The 16,956-nt window shown below is 65.1% G+C and carries 16 protein-coding genes; 8 read left to right on the top strand and 8 right to left on the bottom strand.

The genetic code is table 11. The features are described from left to right. Nucleotides 1-377 precede the first annotated feature (377 nt). Nucleotides 378-1,574 (top strand): MFS transporter, encoded by a 1,197-nt coding sequence (locus tag KDG50_14840; GenBank protein MCB1866693.1) that lies wholly within the window; start codon nt 378-380, stop codon nt 1,572-1,574. Nucleotides 1,575-1,586: 12 nt separating this feature from the next. Here KDG50_14840 and KDG50_14835 read toward each other — a convergent pair whose 3' ends face one another. Continuing rightward, a complete protein-coding gene (locus KDG50_14835; protein ID MCB1866692.1) occupies nt 1,587-2,006 on the bottom strand; it encodes a hypothetical protein in 420 nt (139 codons plus the stop codon). Further along, nucleotides 2,006-3,091, bottom strand: a complete 1,086-nt coding sequence (locus KDG50_14830) for a hypothetical protein (GenBank protein ID MCB1866691.1) — start codon at nt 3,089-3,091, stop codon at nt 2,006-2,008. Before KDG50_14830 ends, KDG50_14835 begins: the two co-directional genes overlap by 1 nt. Nucleotides 3,092-3,303: 212 nt before the next feature. Between KDG50_14830 and KDG50_14825 the strand changes: the two genes are divergently transcribed. Continuing rightward, on the top strand, nt 3,304-4,569 hold the full coding sequence (locus tag KDG50_14825) for a diguanylate cyclase (protein MCB1866690.1): 1,266 nt from the start codon (nt 3,304-3,306) through the stop codon (nt 4,567-4,569). 31 nt (nt 4,570-4,600) lie between these two features. On the opposite strand, the gene KDG50_14820 is transcribed toward KDG50_14825, so the two are convergent. Together KDG50_14820 and thiC are read right to left on the bottom strand one after the other, a co-directional pair. Then, complete coding sequence (locus KDG50_14820; protein ID MCB1866689.1) at nt 4,601-5,035, bottom strand: DUF192 domain-containing protein; 435 nt, start codon at nt 5,033-5,035, stop codon at nt 4,601-4,603. Nucleotides 5,036-5,067: 32 nt separating this feature from the next. Next, nucleotides 5,068-6,957: a phosphomethylpyrimidine synthase ThiC gene (gene thiC, locus KDG50_14815; GenBank protein MCB1866688.1), complete on the bottom strand. Its 1,890-nt coding sequence runs from the start codon at nt 6,955-6,957 to the stop codon at nt 5,068-5,070. Nucleotides 6,958-7,172: 215 nt separating this feature from the next. Between thiC and purT the strand changes: the two genes are divergently transcribed. The 5 genes from purT to KDG50_14790 all read left to right on the top strand — a co-directional run bounded on the left by purT (nt 7,173) and on the right by KDG50_14790 (nt 11,518). Beyond that, nucleotides 7,173-8,357, top strand: a complete 1,185-nt coding sequence (gene purT, locus KDG50_14810; GenBank protein MCB1866687.1) for a formate-dependent phosphoribosylglycinamide formyltransferase — start codon at nt 7,173-7,175, stop codon at nt 8,355-8,357. 70 nt (nt 8,358-8,427) lie between these two features. After that, nucleotides 8,428-9,084: a protein-L-isoaspartate O-methyltransferase gene (locus tag KDG50_14805; protein ID MCB1866686.1), complete on the top strand. Its 657-nt coding sequence runs from the start codon at nt 8,428-8,430 to the stop codon at nt 9,082-9,084. Between the two features lie 15 nt (nt 9,085-9,099). Further along, the gene (locus KDG50_14800; GenBank protein MCB1866685.1) at nt 9,100-9,420 is read left to right on the top strand and encodes a sulfurtransferase; all 321 of its coding nucleotides are present in this window, start codon (nt 9,100-9,102) and stop codon (nt 9,418-9,420) included. Between the two features lie 83 nt (nt 9,421-9,503). After that, complete coding sequence (locus KDG50_14795) at nt 9,504-9,680, top strand: hypothetical protein (protein ID MCB1866684.1); 177 nt, start codon at nt 9,504-9,506, stop codon at nt 9,678-9,680. After that, nucleotides 9,677-11,518, top strand: coding sequence for an AAA family ATPase (locus KDG50_14790; GenBank protein MCB1866683.1), 1,842 nt, complete (start codon nt 9,677-9,679; stop codon nt 11,516-11,518). Before KDG50_14795 ends, KDG50_14790 begins: the two co-directional genes overlap by 4 nt. A gap of 46 nt (nt 11,519-11,564) precedes the next feature. Here the strand turns inward: KDG50_14790 and KDG50_14785 are convergent, their stop codons facing one another. From KDG50_14785 to KDG50_14775, 3 genes are all read right to left on the bottom strand, one after another. Then, nucleotides 11,565-11,993: a cytochrome c gene (locus KDG50_14785; protein ID MCB1866682.1), complete on the bottom strand. Its 429-nt coding sequence runs from the start codon at nt 11,991-11,993 to the stop codon at nt 11,565-11,567. Nucleotides 11,994-12,053: 60 nt separating this feature from the next. Next, entirely contained in the window at nt 12,054-13,364 is a 1,311-nt protein-coding gene (locus tag KDG50_14780) for a ferric reductase-like transmembrane domain-containing protein (GenBank protein ID MCB1866681.1), read from the bottom strand. 396 nt (nt 13,365-13,760) lie between these two features. Beyond that, nucleotides 13,761-14,483, bottom strand: coding sequence for a hypothetical protein (locus KDG50_14775; GenBank protein MCB1866680.1), 723 nt, complete (start codon nt 14,481-14,483; stop codon nt 13,761-13,763). Nucleotides 14,484-14,687: 204 nt separating this feature from the next. Here KDG50_14775 and KDG50_14770 point away from each other — a divergent pair, with 204 nt between their 5' ends. After that, a complete protein-coding gene (locus KDG50_14770) occupies nt 14,688-14,903 on the top strand; it encodes a hypothetical protein (protein MCB1866679.1) in 216 nt (71 codons plus the stop codon). A gap of 420 nt (nt 14,904-15,323) precedes the next feature. Here KDG50_14770 and KDG50_14765 read toward each other — a convergent pair whose 3' ends face one another. Continuing rightward, nucleotides 15,324-16,808 (bottom strand): DUF853 family protein, encoded by a 1,485-nt coding sequence (locus KDG50_14765; protein ID MCB1866678.1) that lies wholly within the window; start codon nt 16,806-16,808, stop codon nt 15,324-15,326. Between the last annotated feature and the right edge of the window lie 148 nt (nt 16,809-16,956).

Below are 16,956 nucleotides of genomic sequence, written 5' to 3'. Positions count from 1 at the left end.
CGAGCCGTCGGCCACGCCGTCGCCGAAACCGTCACCGATGCCGTTGCCGAAGAAAGGACCGTTGCCCCAGAAGGCATTGGCGGAGGTGGCGGCCAGGAGGGCGGCAGCTGCGATGATCTTTTTCATGATGTGTCTCCCAAAAGAGGTTTAGAGGTTGATTAGGTTTGGGACCACGAGGTCCATGGGTGAGCATTCTATTAGCATCGACTAATATAAGCAACCCCTAATTTAGATATTTTTTAGGGACGCCCAAATCGGGCTCATGGCCGAACCCGCCGGGTCCGGTCACGAACGGGTGAGGGCACCTGATGACGGCGCTTCCGCCAGCCTGCACACTAGGCGCCCCCTGCATACGCCTCGCACCGGGACACCAGCCAATGCCCAGTTCCCGTCTGCCCGGTACCGTCTACCTGCTCGCGCTCTGTCAGGCGCTGATGATGAGCAGCAGCACGCTCATGGTCACCGCGGCGGCCCTGGTCGGCTACAGCCTTGCCACGGACAAGGCGCTGTCCACGCTGCCACTCGCGTTGCAGTTTCTCGCCACCATGGCAACGACCATTCCGGCGGCCTGGCTGCTGGCGCGAATCGGGCGCAAGGCCGGTTTCATGGCCGCGACGGCACTGTCGGTGAGTGGTGGCGCGGTCGCCGTGCTGGCGATCCGCGCGCACGAGTTCTGGTGGTTCTGTGCGGCGGCGGTGCTGCTCGGGATGTTCAATGCCTTCGGCAGCTATTACCGGTTCGCAGCAGCCGACATCGTTGTGGTGGCGGACAAGGCCCGCGCGATCAGCATGGTGCTGGTCGGCGGCGTGATCGCGGCGTTCGTCGGCCCGAACCTCGCGAACTTCGGTCAGCATCTGTTGGACGGTGCGCGCTTCGCGGGCAGCTTCGTATTCGTGATCGGCATGGGCCTGCTGTCGTTCGTGCTGCTTGCATTCACGCGCTACACGGGGCATGTCGTGGAGCATCCCGCCGGCGCCGGACGGCCGTTACTTGAGATCGTGCGTCAGCGGCGTTTCATCGTTGCGGTGCTGTGTGCCATGCTCGGTTACGGTGTGATGAGTTTCATCATGACCGCGACACCGCTGGCGATGGAGCACCATCACCACGAATTCAGCGACACCGCATTCGTGATCGAGTGGCATGTGCTGGGCATGTTTGCGCCGGCCTTCGTGACCGGAAGACTGATCCGGAGGTTCGGCGTGGAACGTGTGTTGTGGACCGGTGCGGTGCTTGGTGCACTGACGATCGTGATCAACCTGGCCGGCACTTCGCTGTGGCACTTCTGGGTGGCACTGCTGCTGCTCGGTGTGAGCTGGAACTTCCTGTTCATCGGTGGCACCACGCTGCTGACCGAAACCTACCGCCCCGAGGAGCGCGCGAAGGCGCAGGCCATCAATGACTTTTCGGTGTTCACGGCGACGACGCTCGCGTCGCTGTCGGCGGGCGCGATGCTGCACCGCTTCGGCTGGTGGTGGGTGAATGTCGGCGTCATTCCGCTCGTCATGCTCATCGTTGCCGCGCTGGTGTGGCTGGCATTGGACGGCCGCCGGTCGGCAGCTACGACTGCGGGCTGAACGCAGGAGAGTTCAGTCGACCGTGTGAATGACGCGCAGACCGTCGCTTACCGCATCGACCGGCACATAGCTGATGGCCTGTGGGTTGCGCCGGAGCATCTCGACGAGCGTCCGGTGATCGCTGAACTGCTTGGGCGGACGGCCCTTGCCGGTGAAGATCAGTGTGGTCCAGTAGGAATTGAGTTGTGCGAGCGACTTGCCGGAGATGATCCGGTAGAACTCACTGCGCAGGCCCGAGTCGGTCACTTCCATCGGCGCGGCGCGGCTGCCGTCGGCATAGTGGCTGGCCTTGGCCAGAAAGATGGCCGCAATCTCGTCCTGCGAAAGGGTGTGAACCGGCGAATCCTGCGGCACCACAACCGCGAATCGCGTGCCCACCGCCTCCGGTGTGGCACCCAGAAGCAGCAGCAGACCGAGCAGCTGCGCCCTCATCAGAACACGCCCTCGAACAACAGGCTGAATACCGTTGTTTCGAAATCGCGGTCGGGCCGGTTCGCGAACGAGTGATCGTGGATGTCCACGCGTTCGACCTCGGCCTTCAGCGCATAGCGTTCCCCGATGTCGTAGCGCACGCCGAACGCCAGCGATCGTGTGCGCAGCAGACCCTCGCGGACCTCGGGCGCACCGGGCGGTGGCATGGCCGGCGGACCGCCGCCAGGCGGCATTCCGCCCGCGCCGCCAGCGGGTGGCTGAAGGTCCGGGACGACAAAGTCCAGCGCGTGATATTGCGCAAGGAGGTACGGTGTCAGCCGGCCGAAGCGCCGTGAAACACCGAGGTAGGCCAGGATGTCGTCGGGATTGACCTCGATGTCGGCATACGAAAATCCCGCGTTCAGCGTGAAACCGGCGAGCGGATACTGGCCTTCGGCGCTGAACATCCAGGCGGCGGCGTCACTCTCGATGCGACGGCCAGTGGGGGTGTCGACGTCGTAGCGGGCGTGGAATATTGCGGCCTTCAGCCAGGCATCGTTGTGCTCGATCTTTGCGGACAGCAGGCCGACCTGGTGGCCGTCGACCACCTGGTCCTGTTCGTGTTCGCCGATGCCGAGGATGCCCTGGAACTCGAGATTGAATCCCTTCCAGGCAAGCTTCTTGATGAACTCGCCGCCGTAGTAATCGTTGAACCCGGCCGCGCCGCTGTCGGGCACCACCGGGCGCGCCCAGGGCCGCGAGAGCCCCACGTAGCGCAGCTCCGCACCCTGGAAAAACGGGATTTTCAGCAGACCGCCGCGCAGGTTGAGGCCGTCGCCTGCGTCGTGGCTCAGATAGGCCCACTCGAGTTTGGGCGTGAAGTCCTTGAATTCACGCCGGGTGCTCACTGCCTGGCCGATCAGGCTCAGGTCCTCGGCCAATTCGATTTCCGCCTGCACGCCAATGACGGAGCTTTTGAGCGAAACCTCGCCTTCGTCGAGCGGCGGCCGTGGCAGGTCCTCGCCGTGACTGACTTCCGCGGTAAGGCTGAAGAACCCGTGGACGGTCAGCCAGTCCGGCAGTTCTGTGCCGTGGGCTCGCGGCATGGCGAGCGCAGCCAGCAGCAAGCAGCCGGCTCTGCGTACAAACCGTTTGGTATGTGCCCCTGACATAAGAACCTATCTCAACGTACCGGCGGCTGCGGCCGCGACTCTTGTTCGCGGACGTGGTACAGGTGACTGTTATAGTTGTCTGATTCTAGCAGCCTGCTTTTGGATTCATGCGCCGGCGTACATTCGAGCTGACGATTTTCCAGCGGATGTTGGTCGCGCCAATCATCGCGGCGCTGCTGTATTCGGTCTATCTGCTGCACGGCTATCTGGACAAGCAGCGCAGCGTCAGCAACCTGGAAGCGATCTACGGTGAGTATCTGCCGGCGGTCGATCTCGCGAACCAGAATGCGATCCTGCTGGATTCCGTTGCCACGGCGCTGAAGGATGCCGTGTTGGCCGGCGAGCGGGAGTGGGTCTCCAATACGCAGCTGCACGCGAACCGGATCATCGAGAATCTGGGCCAGCTCGCGGCATACGAAAACATCGTTCCCGCCCAACACATCAGTGCGCAGCGCCAGCAGTTCCATGACTACTACAGCCACGCACTGAAGCTCTCGCTCTCCATGCTGGATCCGACCAGCGGCGCCGAGCAGAACAATGCCCTGATCGATGGCGTGGAACGTTCCTATGTCGCGTCCCGGGACGACTTCCAGGCACTGCACGGACTGCTGGCGAAGCGCCTGGAGGCGGAGATTCAGCGCATCCAGTACGATCAGCGCCATTCGAACCTGGTCGCACTGGCGATCGGTGCCACCCTGCTGCTGGTGACCCTGTGGATCACTTTTCAGCTGTCACTGTCCACGCGGCGCAATCTGGACCAGGTCAAGACCGCGATGCGCGAACTCGCCCAGCAGGAGCCCGATTTTTCGCGTCGCCTGAGCCATGCCAGCAACGATGAGCTGGGCGAGCTGACGTACTGGTTCAACGCCCTGTCGGACAAACTCGAGGAAAACTACACAGACATCGAAAGGCTGTCGGTGACCGACAAGCTCACGGGCTTGTGGAATCGCGCGAAGATCGATCAGCTGTTCGAGCAGGAACTCGCGCGCGCGCGGCGTTATGCGCAGCCACTGTCAGTGGTGCTGATCGACCTCGATCATTTCAAGGCGGTCAATGACGGCTTTGGCCATCAGGTCGGCGACGCGGTGCTGGTCGACATTGCCGGGCTGTTCCGCAACCAGACCCGTCAGACCGATCACCTCGGACGCTGGGGCGGCGAGGAATTCATCGTTCTGCTGCCGAATACCGGTATCGCGGATGCAAGCCGATTCGCCGAAAAACTGCTGGAGGCCACGGCTAGGCATGAATTTGCGCGCGTCGGTCGGCAGACCCTCAGCGCCGGTGTTGCGGCATACCGCGACGGTGACACCCAGGACAGCCTCACCCGGCGCGGCGATGATTGTCTGTATCGCGCGAAGGCGCTGGGACGCAATCGCGTGGTGGCCGAATCCCAACTCGATCAGACCGGCTGATCTGCCGTCACCGTGCGTGACGTGCGGTCGGTCAGCGCGCCGATCCGAAGTTCAGCATGGCGTCCGGCGGTATGTCGTGCGCATCGAACCAGCCGGCCGGAACCTCCAGCGCATACAGCGCCGGCAGGGGTGAGGCGGTGATCGTCTGCGTGTCTTCGGCGCGCATGGATTCGATCGACACGAGCCGGCCTTCGGCATCGAAGAACCCGATGTCGAGGTCGAAGTGCGTGTCCTTCATCCAGAAACGCAGAATCTGCGGCTGATCGAACACGAACAGCATGCCGCGGCCCGCGCCGAGTGAGTCGCGTCCAGAAAGTCCCCTGCGTCGTTCACTCTGGCTGTCCGCGATTTCCACGCGCACCGGCGTGCCGCCGACACGGATCGTGGTTACGTCGGGTGGGCCGCTGTCGCAGGCGGCGCCAAGCAGCAGCAGCAGCGCGATGAGCGCTAGAATTCCGCCGCGCATGGCTTTCGTCCGTGCCGGTTGACGCGTTCCGGTCAGACCGGCTTGTAGATCTCGGCGCCCTCGGCATTGAATTCGGCGGCCTTGTCGGCCATGCCGCGTGCCAGCACGTCCTGATCGGACGCACCGATCCTTGCCGCATAGTCGCGTACGTCCTGCGTGATTTTCATCGAGCAGAACTGCGGGCCGCACATGGAACAGAAGTGCGCGACCTTGTGCGCCTCTTTTGGCAGCGTCGCGTCGTGATACTCGCGCGCGCGCTCCGGGTCCAGAGACAGGTTGAACTGGTCTTCCCAGCGGAACTCGAAACGTGCCTTGGACAGTGCGTTGTCGCGCAGCTGTGCGCCCGGCAGACCCTTGGCGAGATCGGCCGCGTGCGCGGCGATCTTGTAGGCGACGATGCCGTCGCGCACGTCCTCGCGATTCGGCAGGCCGAGGTGCTCCTTCGGTGTCACATAGCAGAGCATGGCGGTGCCATACCAGCCGATCTGCGCTGCGCCGATGGCACTGGTGATGTGGTCGTAGGCCGGCGCGATGTCAGTCGTGAGCGGGCCCAGGGTGTAGAACGGCGCCTCGAAGCAGTCGCGCAGTTCCTTGTGCATGTTCTCTTCGATGAGCTGCATGGGCACGTGGCCCGGTCCTTCGATCATGACCTGGCAGTCCTGTGCCCAGGCGCGCCGGGTCAGCTCGCCCAGGGTTTCGAGTTCGGCGAACTGCGCGCGGTCGTTCGCATCCGCGATCGAACCGGGGCGCAGTCCGTCGCCGAGCGAAAACGACACGTCGTAGGCACGCATGATCTCGCAGATCTCGTCGAAGTGCGTGTACAGGAAGCTTTCCCGATGATGCGAGAGACACCACTTCGCCATGATCGAACCGCCGCGCGAGACGATGCCGGTCACGCGCTGGGCGGTCAGCGGAACATAGGCGAGCCGCACACCGGCGTGGATTGTGAAATAGTCCACGCCCTGTTCGGCCTGTTCGATCAGCGTGTCGCGAAACAGCGCCCAGGTCAGTTCCTCGGGACGGCCGCCGACCTTTTCGAGCGCCTGGTAGATCGGCACGGTGCCAATCGGCACGGGGCTGTTGCGCACGATCCATTCGCGCGTTTCGTGGATGTTGCGGCCAGTGGAAAGGTCCATGAGCGTGTCACCGCCCCAGCGACACGACCAGACCAGTTTCTCGACCTCTTCGCCGATCGACGAAGTCACGGCCGAGTTGCCGATGTTGGTGTTGATCTTGACCCGGAAGTTGCGTCCGATGATCACGGGCTCGAGTTCCGGGTGATTGATGTTGGCCGGAATGATGGCGCGCCCGCGCGCGACCTCGTCGCGCACGAACTCCGCGGTGATGGTGTCGGGCAGCGCGGCGCCGAAGTGCTGCCCGCGATGCTGACGCAAAAGCGTGGCATAGCGTGGATCGGCTCGCAGCTCATCGAGGCGCTGGTTTTCGCGCAGTGCGACGAATTCCATTTCGGCGGTGATCTCGCCGCGCCGCGCATAGTGCATCTGTGTGACGTTCGCGCCGGTGCGCGCCCGGCGCGGGGCGCGGCGGTGTTCAAAGCGCAGATGCGCGAGCGCCGGATCGGCCTCGCGCGCCCGCCCGTATTCGGAACTCGGGCCGGACAGTTGCTCGGTGTCGCCGCGGGCCTCGATCCAGCTCGCCCGCAGGGGCGGCAGGCCGCTGTGCAGATCGATCTCGACGGCCGGGTCGGTGTAGGGGCCGGAGGTGTCGTAGACCGGGACCGGCGGGTTGGCCTCCACACCGGTGTTGGTGTGCGTCGGCGTCAGTTCGATCTCGCGATACGGTACGCGGATATCGTGCAGCACGCCGCGCAGGTAGCGCCTCGTGGAGCCCGGGAACGCGCGCGTGACGGCAGCGGACAGCTGCGCGGTTTTCAGTGACAGTTCCTGGGGGATCGCGTTCATGGCTCGCCTCTGGTGCGTCGGGCGGGGACGAACGATCGCGCGTCGGTGGCGCCGGCATGGCGGCCGCGCGCACGACCGGCCGCGAGCACCGGCGTCCGGGGAAGTTCGGGCACTTTACCAAAACCGCCCCGCACCCGCCGGGCCGTTTGCCGGAAGGCTGGCTCCAGCCTGCTGGGTATAATCCGCCGCCCCTGTTTCGCAACCGGACCGCCGTGATGGTTTCCATTGGTACGCCCCTGTCGCCCTCGGCCACGCGCGTGTTGTTCTGCGGCGGCGGTGAGCTCGGCAAGGAGGTCGTGATCGAGCTGCAGCGCTTCGGCGTGGAGGTGATCGTGGTGGATCGCTACGCCAATTCGCCGGCCATGCAGGTTGCGCACCGTTCGCATGTCATCGACATGCTCGATGGCAAGGCCCTGCGCGCAGTCATCGAGCAGGAACGTCCGCACCTGATCGTGCCCGAGATCGAGGCCATTGCGACCGGCACCCTGGTCGAGCTGGAGCACGAGGGTTTTACGGTGATCCCGACTGCGCGCGCCGCGCGGCTGACCATGGACCGCGAGGGCATTCGCCGGCTGGCGGCCGAGGAACTCGGGCTGCCGACCTCCGCCTACCGGTTTGCCGCGACGCGGGCGGAGTTCGACGCCGCGATCGAGGCCGTGGGTCTGCCGTGCGTGGTCAAGCCCATCATGAGTTCCTCGGGCAAGGGTCAGAGCGTCGTGCATGCCTCGGTCGATGTGGGCGCGGCCTGGAAATACGCGCAGTCCGGCGGCCGCAGCGGCGCCGGCAAGGTGATCGTCGAGGGCTTCGTCGAATTCGACTATGAAATCACGCTGCTGACGGTTCGCCACGAGGGCGGCACGAGTTTCTGCGAGCCGGTGGGCCATATTCAGATCGACGGCGACTACCGCGAGAGCTGGCAGCCGCAGCCGATGTCCGAGGCCGCGCTCGCGCGCGCGCGCGAGATTGCCGGCACGATCACCAGCGCGCTCGGCGGGCGCGGCATCTTTGGCGTGGAGCTGTTCGTGCGCGGCGACGAGGTCATCTTCAGCGAAGTCTCGCCGCGACCGCATGACACCGGCATGGTCACCATGATCGGCCAGGATCTGTCGCAGTTCGCGCTGCACGCGCGCGCAATCCTCGGCCTGCCGATTCCGGCGATTCGCCAGCTCGGGCCGGCTGCCTCGGCCGTGATCCTGGTCGAGGGCGATCTGGCCGGCCCGGTGTTCTCCGGCGTGGACGCGGCGCTGGCCGCGCCCGACACCCAGCTGCGCCTGTTCGGCAAGCCCGCGGTGGCCGGCCGTCGGCGCATGGGCGTGGTCCTGGCGCGCGCGGAGTCGGTCGCCGAGGCGCGCGAAACGGCCGTGGCCGCGGCGGCGCGCGTGAGCGCGGGTGCCCGATGAGTGCCGGCTTGCCGGGGCGCGGGGCTCGGGCTACCCTTGCGCGCCTCGCCCGTTTTTTGAGCATCGCGTGATGAGCGAACTGGATCTGGCGCAGGCGCGCTTCAACATGATCGAGCAGCAAATCCGCCCCTGGGATGTGCTGGACCTGCGTGTGCTCGATCTCATGGGCCAGTTCGAGCGCGAGGCCTTCGTGCCCGCCGAACTGCGCAATCTCGCCTACGCGGACACCGCGATCCCGATTGGCCACGGCCAGCACATGCTGCCGCCGCGCGTCGAGGCACGCATGCTGCAGGCGCTCGACGTGCAACCCGGCGAACGCGCGCTGGAGGTCGGCACGGGTACCGGATATGTCGCGGCGCTGCTGGGCCGTCTGGCCGACAGCGCGCGAACAATCGAGATCGTCCCCGAACTTGCAGACGCGGCGCGCGGGCGACTGACCGCAGCCGGTGCGAAGAATGTCGAGGTTGTGACCGGCGATGCGCTGGAGCCGATGTCCGCAAGCTTCGATGCGATCGCCGTGACCGGCTCGCTGCCGGACTACCAGGGCGAGTTCCGCACGAATCTCGCCATCGGCGGCCGGCTGTTCGTCATCGTCGGCACGCAGCCGGTCATGGAGGCGCGGCTGTACACCCGCGTGGACGCCAACGCCTGGTCCATGCAGAGCCTGTTCGAGACGGTCGTCGACCCGCTCGTCAACGCACGTCAGCCCAACGCATTCGTCTTTTGAACGGCGCGACGCGCCATGCGTGAGCTCAATGCGCGTGAACTCGCGCAACGGCTCGCCGAGCCGGCCGGGCAACCGCACCTGCTCGATGTGCGCGAATCCTGGGAACTGGCGATCTGCCGTCTCGACGGCGCCGAACATGTGCCGATGCGTGAGATTCCCGCCGCGCTCGACCGGCTCGACCGCGAACGCGAAACGGTCGTGATCTGTCACCACGGCGTGCGCAGCTACGCCGTCGTGCGGTTCCTCGAACAGAACGGCTTCGCCAATGTCGTGAATCTGCGTGGCGGGATCGATGGCTGGGCGCGGGACGTGGATCCGGCCATGGCGAAATATTGATCGAACCTCTGATCCATCCGGGATGGATCGATCAGAGCTTCCCTTGTGAATTGCGAGTATTGAATCGCTCAGGAGGCATTCGAATGACACAGGCCGACCCCAAGCGCGCGGTGTCCGCGCAGAAGTTCAGCGAATACGCCGCTGCCGAGCGCGAACGTCGCGAGAATGCCGACGACGACTTCGACCCGCAGCTTTACGACGCGGCCGTGGAACTCGTGCTCAACAAGCTCGGCGGGCTCGAAGGCGAGGGCGTGCTGTGATCATTACGGGCATCGAGTCGCACGACTGTCTGAAGTATCGCCACCTGGCGCTGCGCGACCTGCCCGCGCAGGGCGTGATCGCGGTGTCCGGCCGCAACGAGTCCGGCAAGAGCACGATCGGCGAAACGGTCTGCTTCGCGCTGTTCGGACGCACGTTCTCGCTCGGCGACCGGGACATCACCAAGGTCATCCGCTGGGGCGCGACGCGCGCCAGCGCGGCCGTGGAATTCGCCACGGAACGCGGGCGTTTTCGCGTCACGCGCTATCTGGACCACGAGGGCAATCGCGGCGCGCAGCTCATCGATCTCGATCATCCCGAACACGCCATGGCCCGCGGCGTGGAGGTCGTGGACGCCGCGCTTGCCGACCTGATCGGCTTTGCCTACCCGGAGTTCGTCGAATCGTTCTATCTCGCCCAGCGCGAGATGACCACACCGCAGCCGCACTCGCAGGCCGTGAAGGCCATGGCCGGGGTGGCGAGTTTCGAGCGCGTCAGTGAAGCCATTTTCGCGAGCATTCCGGCGGAACAGGATGCGATCGCCCGTGCGCGCGAGGAGCGCGAGGCGATGGTCGAGGCGCTGCGCGAGCTGAACATTGACCCGGCGCAACTCGCCGCCCTCGAAGCCGAGCGGCAGCCGTTTGCCGATGCGGTCGCGGAGATCGATGCGCGCACCGAAGGCGTCTCGAAGGCCGTTGCCGACTACCCGCAGGCCGCACGCGGCCATGCGACGGCGCGCGCGACGAAGGGCCGCTGGAGTGCGCTCGCCTGGCTCGCCGCGCTGATCGCGATCGCCGGCTGGGCGATTCTCGGTCTGGGGCGGTTCATGCCGAATGATCCGGTCGGGCCCTGGTTGGGCGCGAACATCCCGAACTGGGATCAGTACCTGCCGTACCTCCTGCCGGTCGCCGGAGTCGCCACCGTGTTGTGGCTGATCGCCGCGGTGGCCGCGAACGGTGCAGCGCGTCGCGCCAAGGGCTTTGCGACAGCCGGCGCCGCGCTCTGCGACGAGGCCGACGCCGCGCTGGGCTGGCTGGACCAGGCCGGCGATGGCGACGCCGGCAATGATGCTGATGGCGAGGAGCCGACCGGGCGCGCGGCCTACGATCGTGCCGGTGCGCGCGAGCGCTTTGCCGCGGCCCGGGCCATGGCGCTCGCGCCGGATCGGGCAGCGGTCGAATGCAACGCGCTGTTCGCCGCGCTCGCCGAAGATCGTGCGACGTTTGCCGCCGAGGTTGAACGCTGCGATGCAGCCATCGCCGAGGAGCAGGCCCGCCTTGCCCGAGCGCGCGACATCGAGCAGGCCGCCGAAGACCTGCAGCGGCGCAGCAACGAGCATCTCGCCCGGGTCCGTACGCGGGAACTCGCCGTGGACCTGCTCAGTGGCGCGGCGCGTACCGTCTCCAAGCAGTTCAACGCGCACATCCGCGACTGGGTCGGGCGCTCGCTGCCGCTGTTCACGCAGGGACGTTATGAACACCTGCAGGTCGACGAACGACTCGACGTGCGCGTGTTCTCGACCGAGAAACGCGACTTCATGAACCTCGACGAGGTCTCCAGCGGCACCCAGCGCCAGATCATGCTCGCGGTGCGGCTCGCCCTGTCCCAGGAACTCATCGATGCCGCGATCCGCGGTCCGCAGTTTGCGTTCCTGGACGAGCCGTTTGCGTTCTTCGATGAAACGCGCATGCGTTCCGCGCTCGAGGCGCTGCCGAAACTGAGTGGTGAACTGCGTCAGGTCTGGGTGATCGCGCAGACCTTCCCGGACGACGTCGGGTTCGCGCGGCATGTGCGCTGCGCCAACGAGACCACGGAACTGGTCGACGCCGCGCCGGGCTGACCGCCACCGGGAGAGACACCCGCGTCCATCAGCGCCTGCTTGGCGATCAGTCGGGCTGCGGACGCGAGGCTGACAAAAAGGCGACCAGTGCGTCCAGGTCCTCCACGGCAAGACCGCGATAGCGCTGCTTGAGCGCGAGCAGCCCGTCCGAAGCCTGTCCGCGCAGGCTGTCGTCGCCGGTGATCCAGGCACGCAGTTCCGCCGCGGACCGCCGTTCGGCAACGCCATCAAGGGAACTGCCGAACCCTTCGCCGGCGGCGGAATGACAGCTGCTGCAACCCTGTTCGCGAAACACGCTTCGTCCGCGCTCGATCACGACTGAGTCCGGCGCTGGCGCGGCTGCTGGCCCTGGTGTCTGCGCCACTGCCGGCGTGGCCACGGCCGGCGGGTTCTGCACGCGCGCGAACAGTGCCGACATCGCCACCATCAGGAGCGCGGTCAGCGCGGCAAGCAAGATCGCCCAGCGTTCACGCATGTGTTGCTTGGTGCGTCATGATCTTGTACACGGTAGTGCCAGTCGTCATTGCGTGAATTCTCAGGCCATGTCGAAGAGTTCGAAATGTACCCGACCTGCCGGAACGCCAAGTCGGTGCAGGGCCTGTTGTACCTGCCCGCTCATGGCCTTCGGCCCACATAGAAAATGCTCGAACGCGCGCGTCTCGGGTGCAAGCGCCGCCGTCAGGGTGGTCTCGCTGACTGGACCGGCCACGGCGTCTTTTGCCTGGTGCGGCTCGTCGATCACATGCGTGACCTCGAGGTCGAGCCGAGTGCGCAGCGCATCGATCTCGTCACGAAACAGAACATTGTCCGCCCGCCGGTTGCAATAGACGAGCCGGATCGGCCGAGTGTCGCCACGCTCCGCCAGCGTGCGCAGCATCGACATGATCGGCGCGATGCCGACGCCGCCGGCGATGAACACAAAACCACTTGCGGCGGGATGACGATCCACGCTGAACACGCCGTAGGGACCATCGAGACAGGCGCTCTTGCCGAGCGCGTCCGGCCCGATCGTGCGCGTGAAGTCGCCCAGCGCCTTGATCGTGAACTCGATACGTTCTGGATGTTCGGCGCTCGAGGCAATCGAGAACGGGTGCTCGCGCATGCGCCAGGGCGACGCGTCGAGCGTCAGCCAAGCGAACTGTCCGGGTCGGAACCTTAGGCCGGCGTGACCGACGGGTTCGAGCACGAGTGTGTGACTGTCCAAACTCTCTGTACGCACCTCGGCAACCCGCCAGGGCCGCGTGTGCATGCGCCACGGTTTGATTACGCGGATGTGGATGACGAGGTACAACCAGCCCAGCGAATAGAGGCCCCACAACACCTGCTGCATCGGGGTGTTCAGGTGGCGTCCAGCGGCCCGGATATGCACGATCGCCAGCACGAACGCGCCGACCGCGAGCAAGGTGTGGGCGATACGCCAGGCGTCGTACGGGATGCGCAGTCGCTTGCGCCACAGCGAAGTCACGACGATTGCGACGAGACAGACGGTCGCGATCCGCCCGGCCGTCAGATATCCAGGCGCATCCGTCAGCTTCGTGCCGTCGAGCAGTTCCGGATTGATGACGCGGATCACGAGATAGTGGCCGCCGACCGCCGTCAGCACGACGACTGCCATGTAGCGGTGGAAGTAGTAAATGATGTCGATTCCGAACGGTGCGCTTGCACGCCGGAAGCGGGCGGTCAGCAGAAACTGCAGGCCCATGGCACTGGTGGCCGCGAAACCCAGCGCCATTGCGAAATCCCAGGCAAGACCGGCGCCCCGTGGCGCCGGGCCGACGAGCAGGGCGACCAGTGGCGCCAGCACGAGCGCGAGATAGACACCGCTCCACAGGAGGATCGCGCGCAAGGTTCCGCTCCGACGGCAGGTTTGCGGACCTGCCAAGTTACCAGCTCTGGCAGGCTGTTGAAATTCTCTTTTCAACGGCCCGTGATCCACCGAAAACCGCGCTTTTCGGTTGCGTCTTGGATAGGCGATGGATGCGCCTCTTTCAACTACCTGCCGGGTGCAGGCAAGCGCGATGAGGTTGCCGGCGCGGTCTTAGGGCCTGTTCACGCTGCGCTTGGCGCAGTGTGAACAGGCCCTAGGTGCGCACTATGTTATGCGCCGGAGGGGCGTTGTTCGCACTCGGCGCGGTGCGCCGTGTGGTCAGGACCTTGGGGGGCGAGCAAAGAAATTCGAACCTGGCCCCTTTTCTCAGGTAGCAGGCATGCCGCTGGCTGAGCTGAGCCAAAGACCCCGCCACTAAACCAGCCGGCGCGCCGTCACGCCCAGCAGCAGGCCGCCGAGCGCGAGTAACGCAAACGCGCTGGGTACTGGAGCCGTCGCTACGCCGTTCAACTCGAAGTTGTCCAGAAAGGCCGACTGGCCACCGACCAGCAACGAGTCCCGCCCGTTGACGACGAAACCACTGACGGTCAGGGTGTCCCCGGCGCTGACGCCGAACAGAAACAGGTTGAACAGTGTCCCCCCGGGGTTCCCCGATGCCGCGCCACCGAGATTGCCGTCGGGAATAACCGCCGCACGAAGGTCGACGCTGGCCGAGCCGCCGGTCCCGCTGGAGAACAGGGTCACCCCGAATTGGTCCGCGCTGAAGTTGGATTCGCGCCCAACCACGAAGGTTAGGCTGTAGTTTCCGGTGAACGGCGCCAGAATGCTTTGCGTGATATCCGCATTGACCAGTGGATCACCGCCTTCACCCTGGTTGCCTTCGAATGACCTGATCCATATACCGGTGCCCGTGCCGGGAGGCTGCGTGCCGCCGACGCCCGTGTTGTTGGCGTTGGCAAAACCCGTTTGAAACTGGGCGCCGGCGTTGGTGGTGTCGGGGAAATTAGTGGTCAGAACCCAGTTGCTGTTACTGGTCTGCGAACCTGAAGTTGCGGCGTCAAATCCGCCGTCGTCCAAAAGCGTCGCTCGGGCGGAAGGGGCACAAAGCGCCAGCACGAACGCTGCGGCCGGACTCAAGATTCTTCTCGCTGACATTCTCCCATCCACGTTTGCTTGACTGACGGTCGAGCATGCTACACGACGGGCGACCGCTGATCCCACGATTGCGCAACATTTTGGGTCCCGCAGCGTGCGACGTGCGGCTATAGAGAATTGCCAACGCATTCACGCCGGGGAAACGGTTCCCGGAGAAGGGGGCCGGGGTCGGATTGTTATCGAGATATGCGCGTGGACGGCGGGGCATGGTGGGAAAAACGAAAAACCGCGATTTTCGTCTGCGTGAAGCTGGCAATCCTTCGACGGAATGATCAGCGTTCAATGATTGATCAGCATGTTCTACGCGAGATTGTGGGCGGGGCCGCGGATTTCCGCGGCACAGGGAGGTGCCGCCATTTCGACGGCAGCAAGCCGGAGAAAATGAGAGAAAACGAAAAATGACATTTTTTCGTTTTCGTAGAGCTGTCAAGCCCGGACGGCTTGATCAGCGTTCAAAGATTGATCAGCGTGTTCTACGCGAGATTGTGGGCGGGGCCACGAATGTCCGCGGCACAGGGAGGTGCCGCCATTTTCGACGGCAGCAAGCCGGAGAAAATGAGAGAAAACGAAAAATGACATTTTTTCGTTTTCGTAGAGCTGTCAAGCCCGGACGGCTTGATCAGCGTTCAAAAAAAGACCCGCTCCGGCATTTGGGGGTCGGGAGGGGCCGGGGGCGGGTCGCAACAGGGGGCTATTGCGAGAACAGTGAACCGTTCTCGCGACTCATTATCGAAACCGGCCCGTCCGCGGCCAAGGGTCTGGCCGGGGAATTTGCAATTCCTGACAAATGACCCGGCGCGCGCGACCGTTGCGAATGAACGATCAGCGCTTGCGCGTGAGGGAGCCCAGCACGCCACGCAGCAGATCGCGGCCGAGCCGGGTTCCCACGGCCCGCGCAACACTTTTGGCCATCGTCTCCCAGACGCCCTGGCGATTGCTGCTGCGGCCCGTCGACTTGCGTTCCTCGGCCTCTTCACGAGCCCTCGCTTCGGCCTCGGCGGCGGCCTTCCGGGCCGCCTCGGCCCGCGCGGTCAGGATCTCGTAGGCCGATTCGCGATCGACCTCGCGCTCGTAGCGGCCGGCGACGGGGCCGGTCTTGATCTGCTTCGAGCGTTCCTCCGCCGTGATCGGTCCAAGCCGGCCCGACGGTGGGCGGATCAGCGTGCGTTGAACGATGCTCGGAACACCCTTCTTTTCGAGCGTGGACACCAGTGCCTCACCAACGCCCAGCTGGGTGATGGCCTGCTCGGCGTCGAACGCGGGGTTCGCGCGAAACGTCTGCGCGGCCGCCCGCACGGCCTTCTGGTCGCGTGGGGTGAACGCGCGCAGGGCATGCTGGACGCGGTTGCCGAGCTGTGCGAGTACGGAGTCGGGCACGTCGAGCGGGTTCTGCGTGACAAAGTACACGCCGACCCCCTTGGAGCGGATCAGGCGCACGACCTGTTCGATCTTGTCGACCAGCGCCTTGGGGGCTTCGTCGAACAGCAGGTGTGCCTCGTCGAAGAAAAACACCAGCCGTGGCTTGGGCGGATCGCCGATCTCCGGAAGTTGTTCGAACAACTCCGACAGCAGCCAGAGCAGGAAGGTGCTGTACAGGCGTGGCGACTGCATGAGCTTGTCCGCCGCGAGTACGTTCACCATGCCGCGACCGTCGAAATCCGTGCGCATGAGGTCACGCAGGTCCAGCGCCGGTTCGCTGAAGAAGTGATCGGCGCCCTGTTGCTCGAGCACCAGCAGCCGTCGCTGGATTGCACCGACCGAGGCCGCCGCGACGGTTCCATAGCGCACCTGGATATCCTTGGCGTGGTCGCTGAGAAAGCCGAGCATTGCGCGCAGGTCGTTGAGGTCGAGCAGCAGCAGGCCTTCGTCGTCGGCGACGCGAAACGCGATGTTCAGCACGCCTTCCTGGGTTTCGTTCAGCTCCAGCAGACGCGCAAGCAGCAGCGGCCCCATTTCGGAGACTGTGGTGCGTACCGGGTGACCCTGTTCGCCGTAGAGGTCCCAGAACACGGTCGGGAACGACTGGTAGCGGTAATCCTCGAGCCCGATCACGCGCGCGCGCTCCTCGAGCTTTGGATGTGTGCTGCCGGCCTGACTGATGCCGGCGAGATCGCCTTTCACGTCGGCCATGAACACCGGCACACCCAGCGCCGAGAAACCTTCGGCCAGGACCTGCAGTGACACGGTCTTGCCCGTGCCCGTTGCACCGGCAATCAGACCGTGACGGTTGGCCAGGGCGGCAAGCAGGCGTTGCGGCTCCGTGCCGGCGGCACCCAGGTAGATTTCAGCGGCTTCAGTGGTCGACATGGTGGACTGTGCTCCCGTTCGGTCAGGCCGACGCATTGTATGCGCTGGTGCGGTGCGATTCAGGCCGTCGCACGGGCAATCGCACCACGGCGGCGCAGGGATGAGGACCGAAACCGCGCCACGCGGCCGTCATAAACAGGCACAATGA

It is taken from the genome of Chromatiales bacterium (assembly GCA_020445605.1).
GTDB lineage: Bacteria > Pseudomonadota > Gammaproteobacteria > JAGRGH01 > JAGRGH01 > JAGRGH01.
This window is presented reverse-complemented; position numbering and strand designations above follow the sequence as displayed.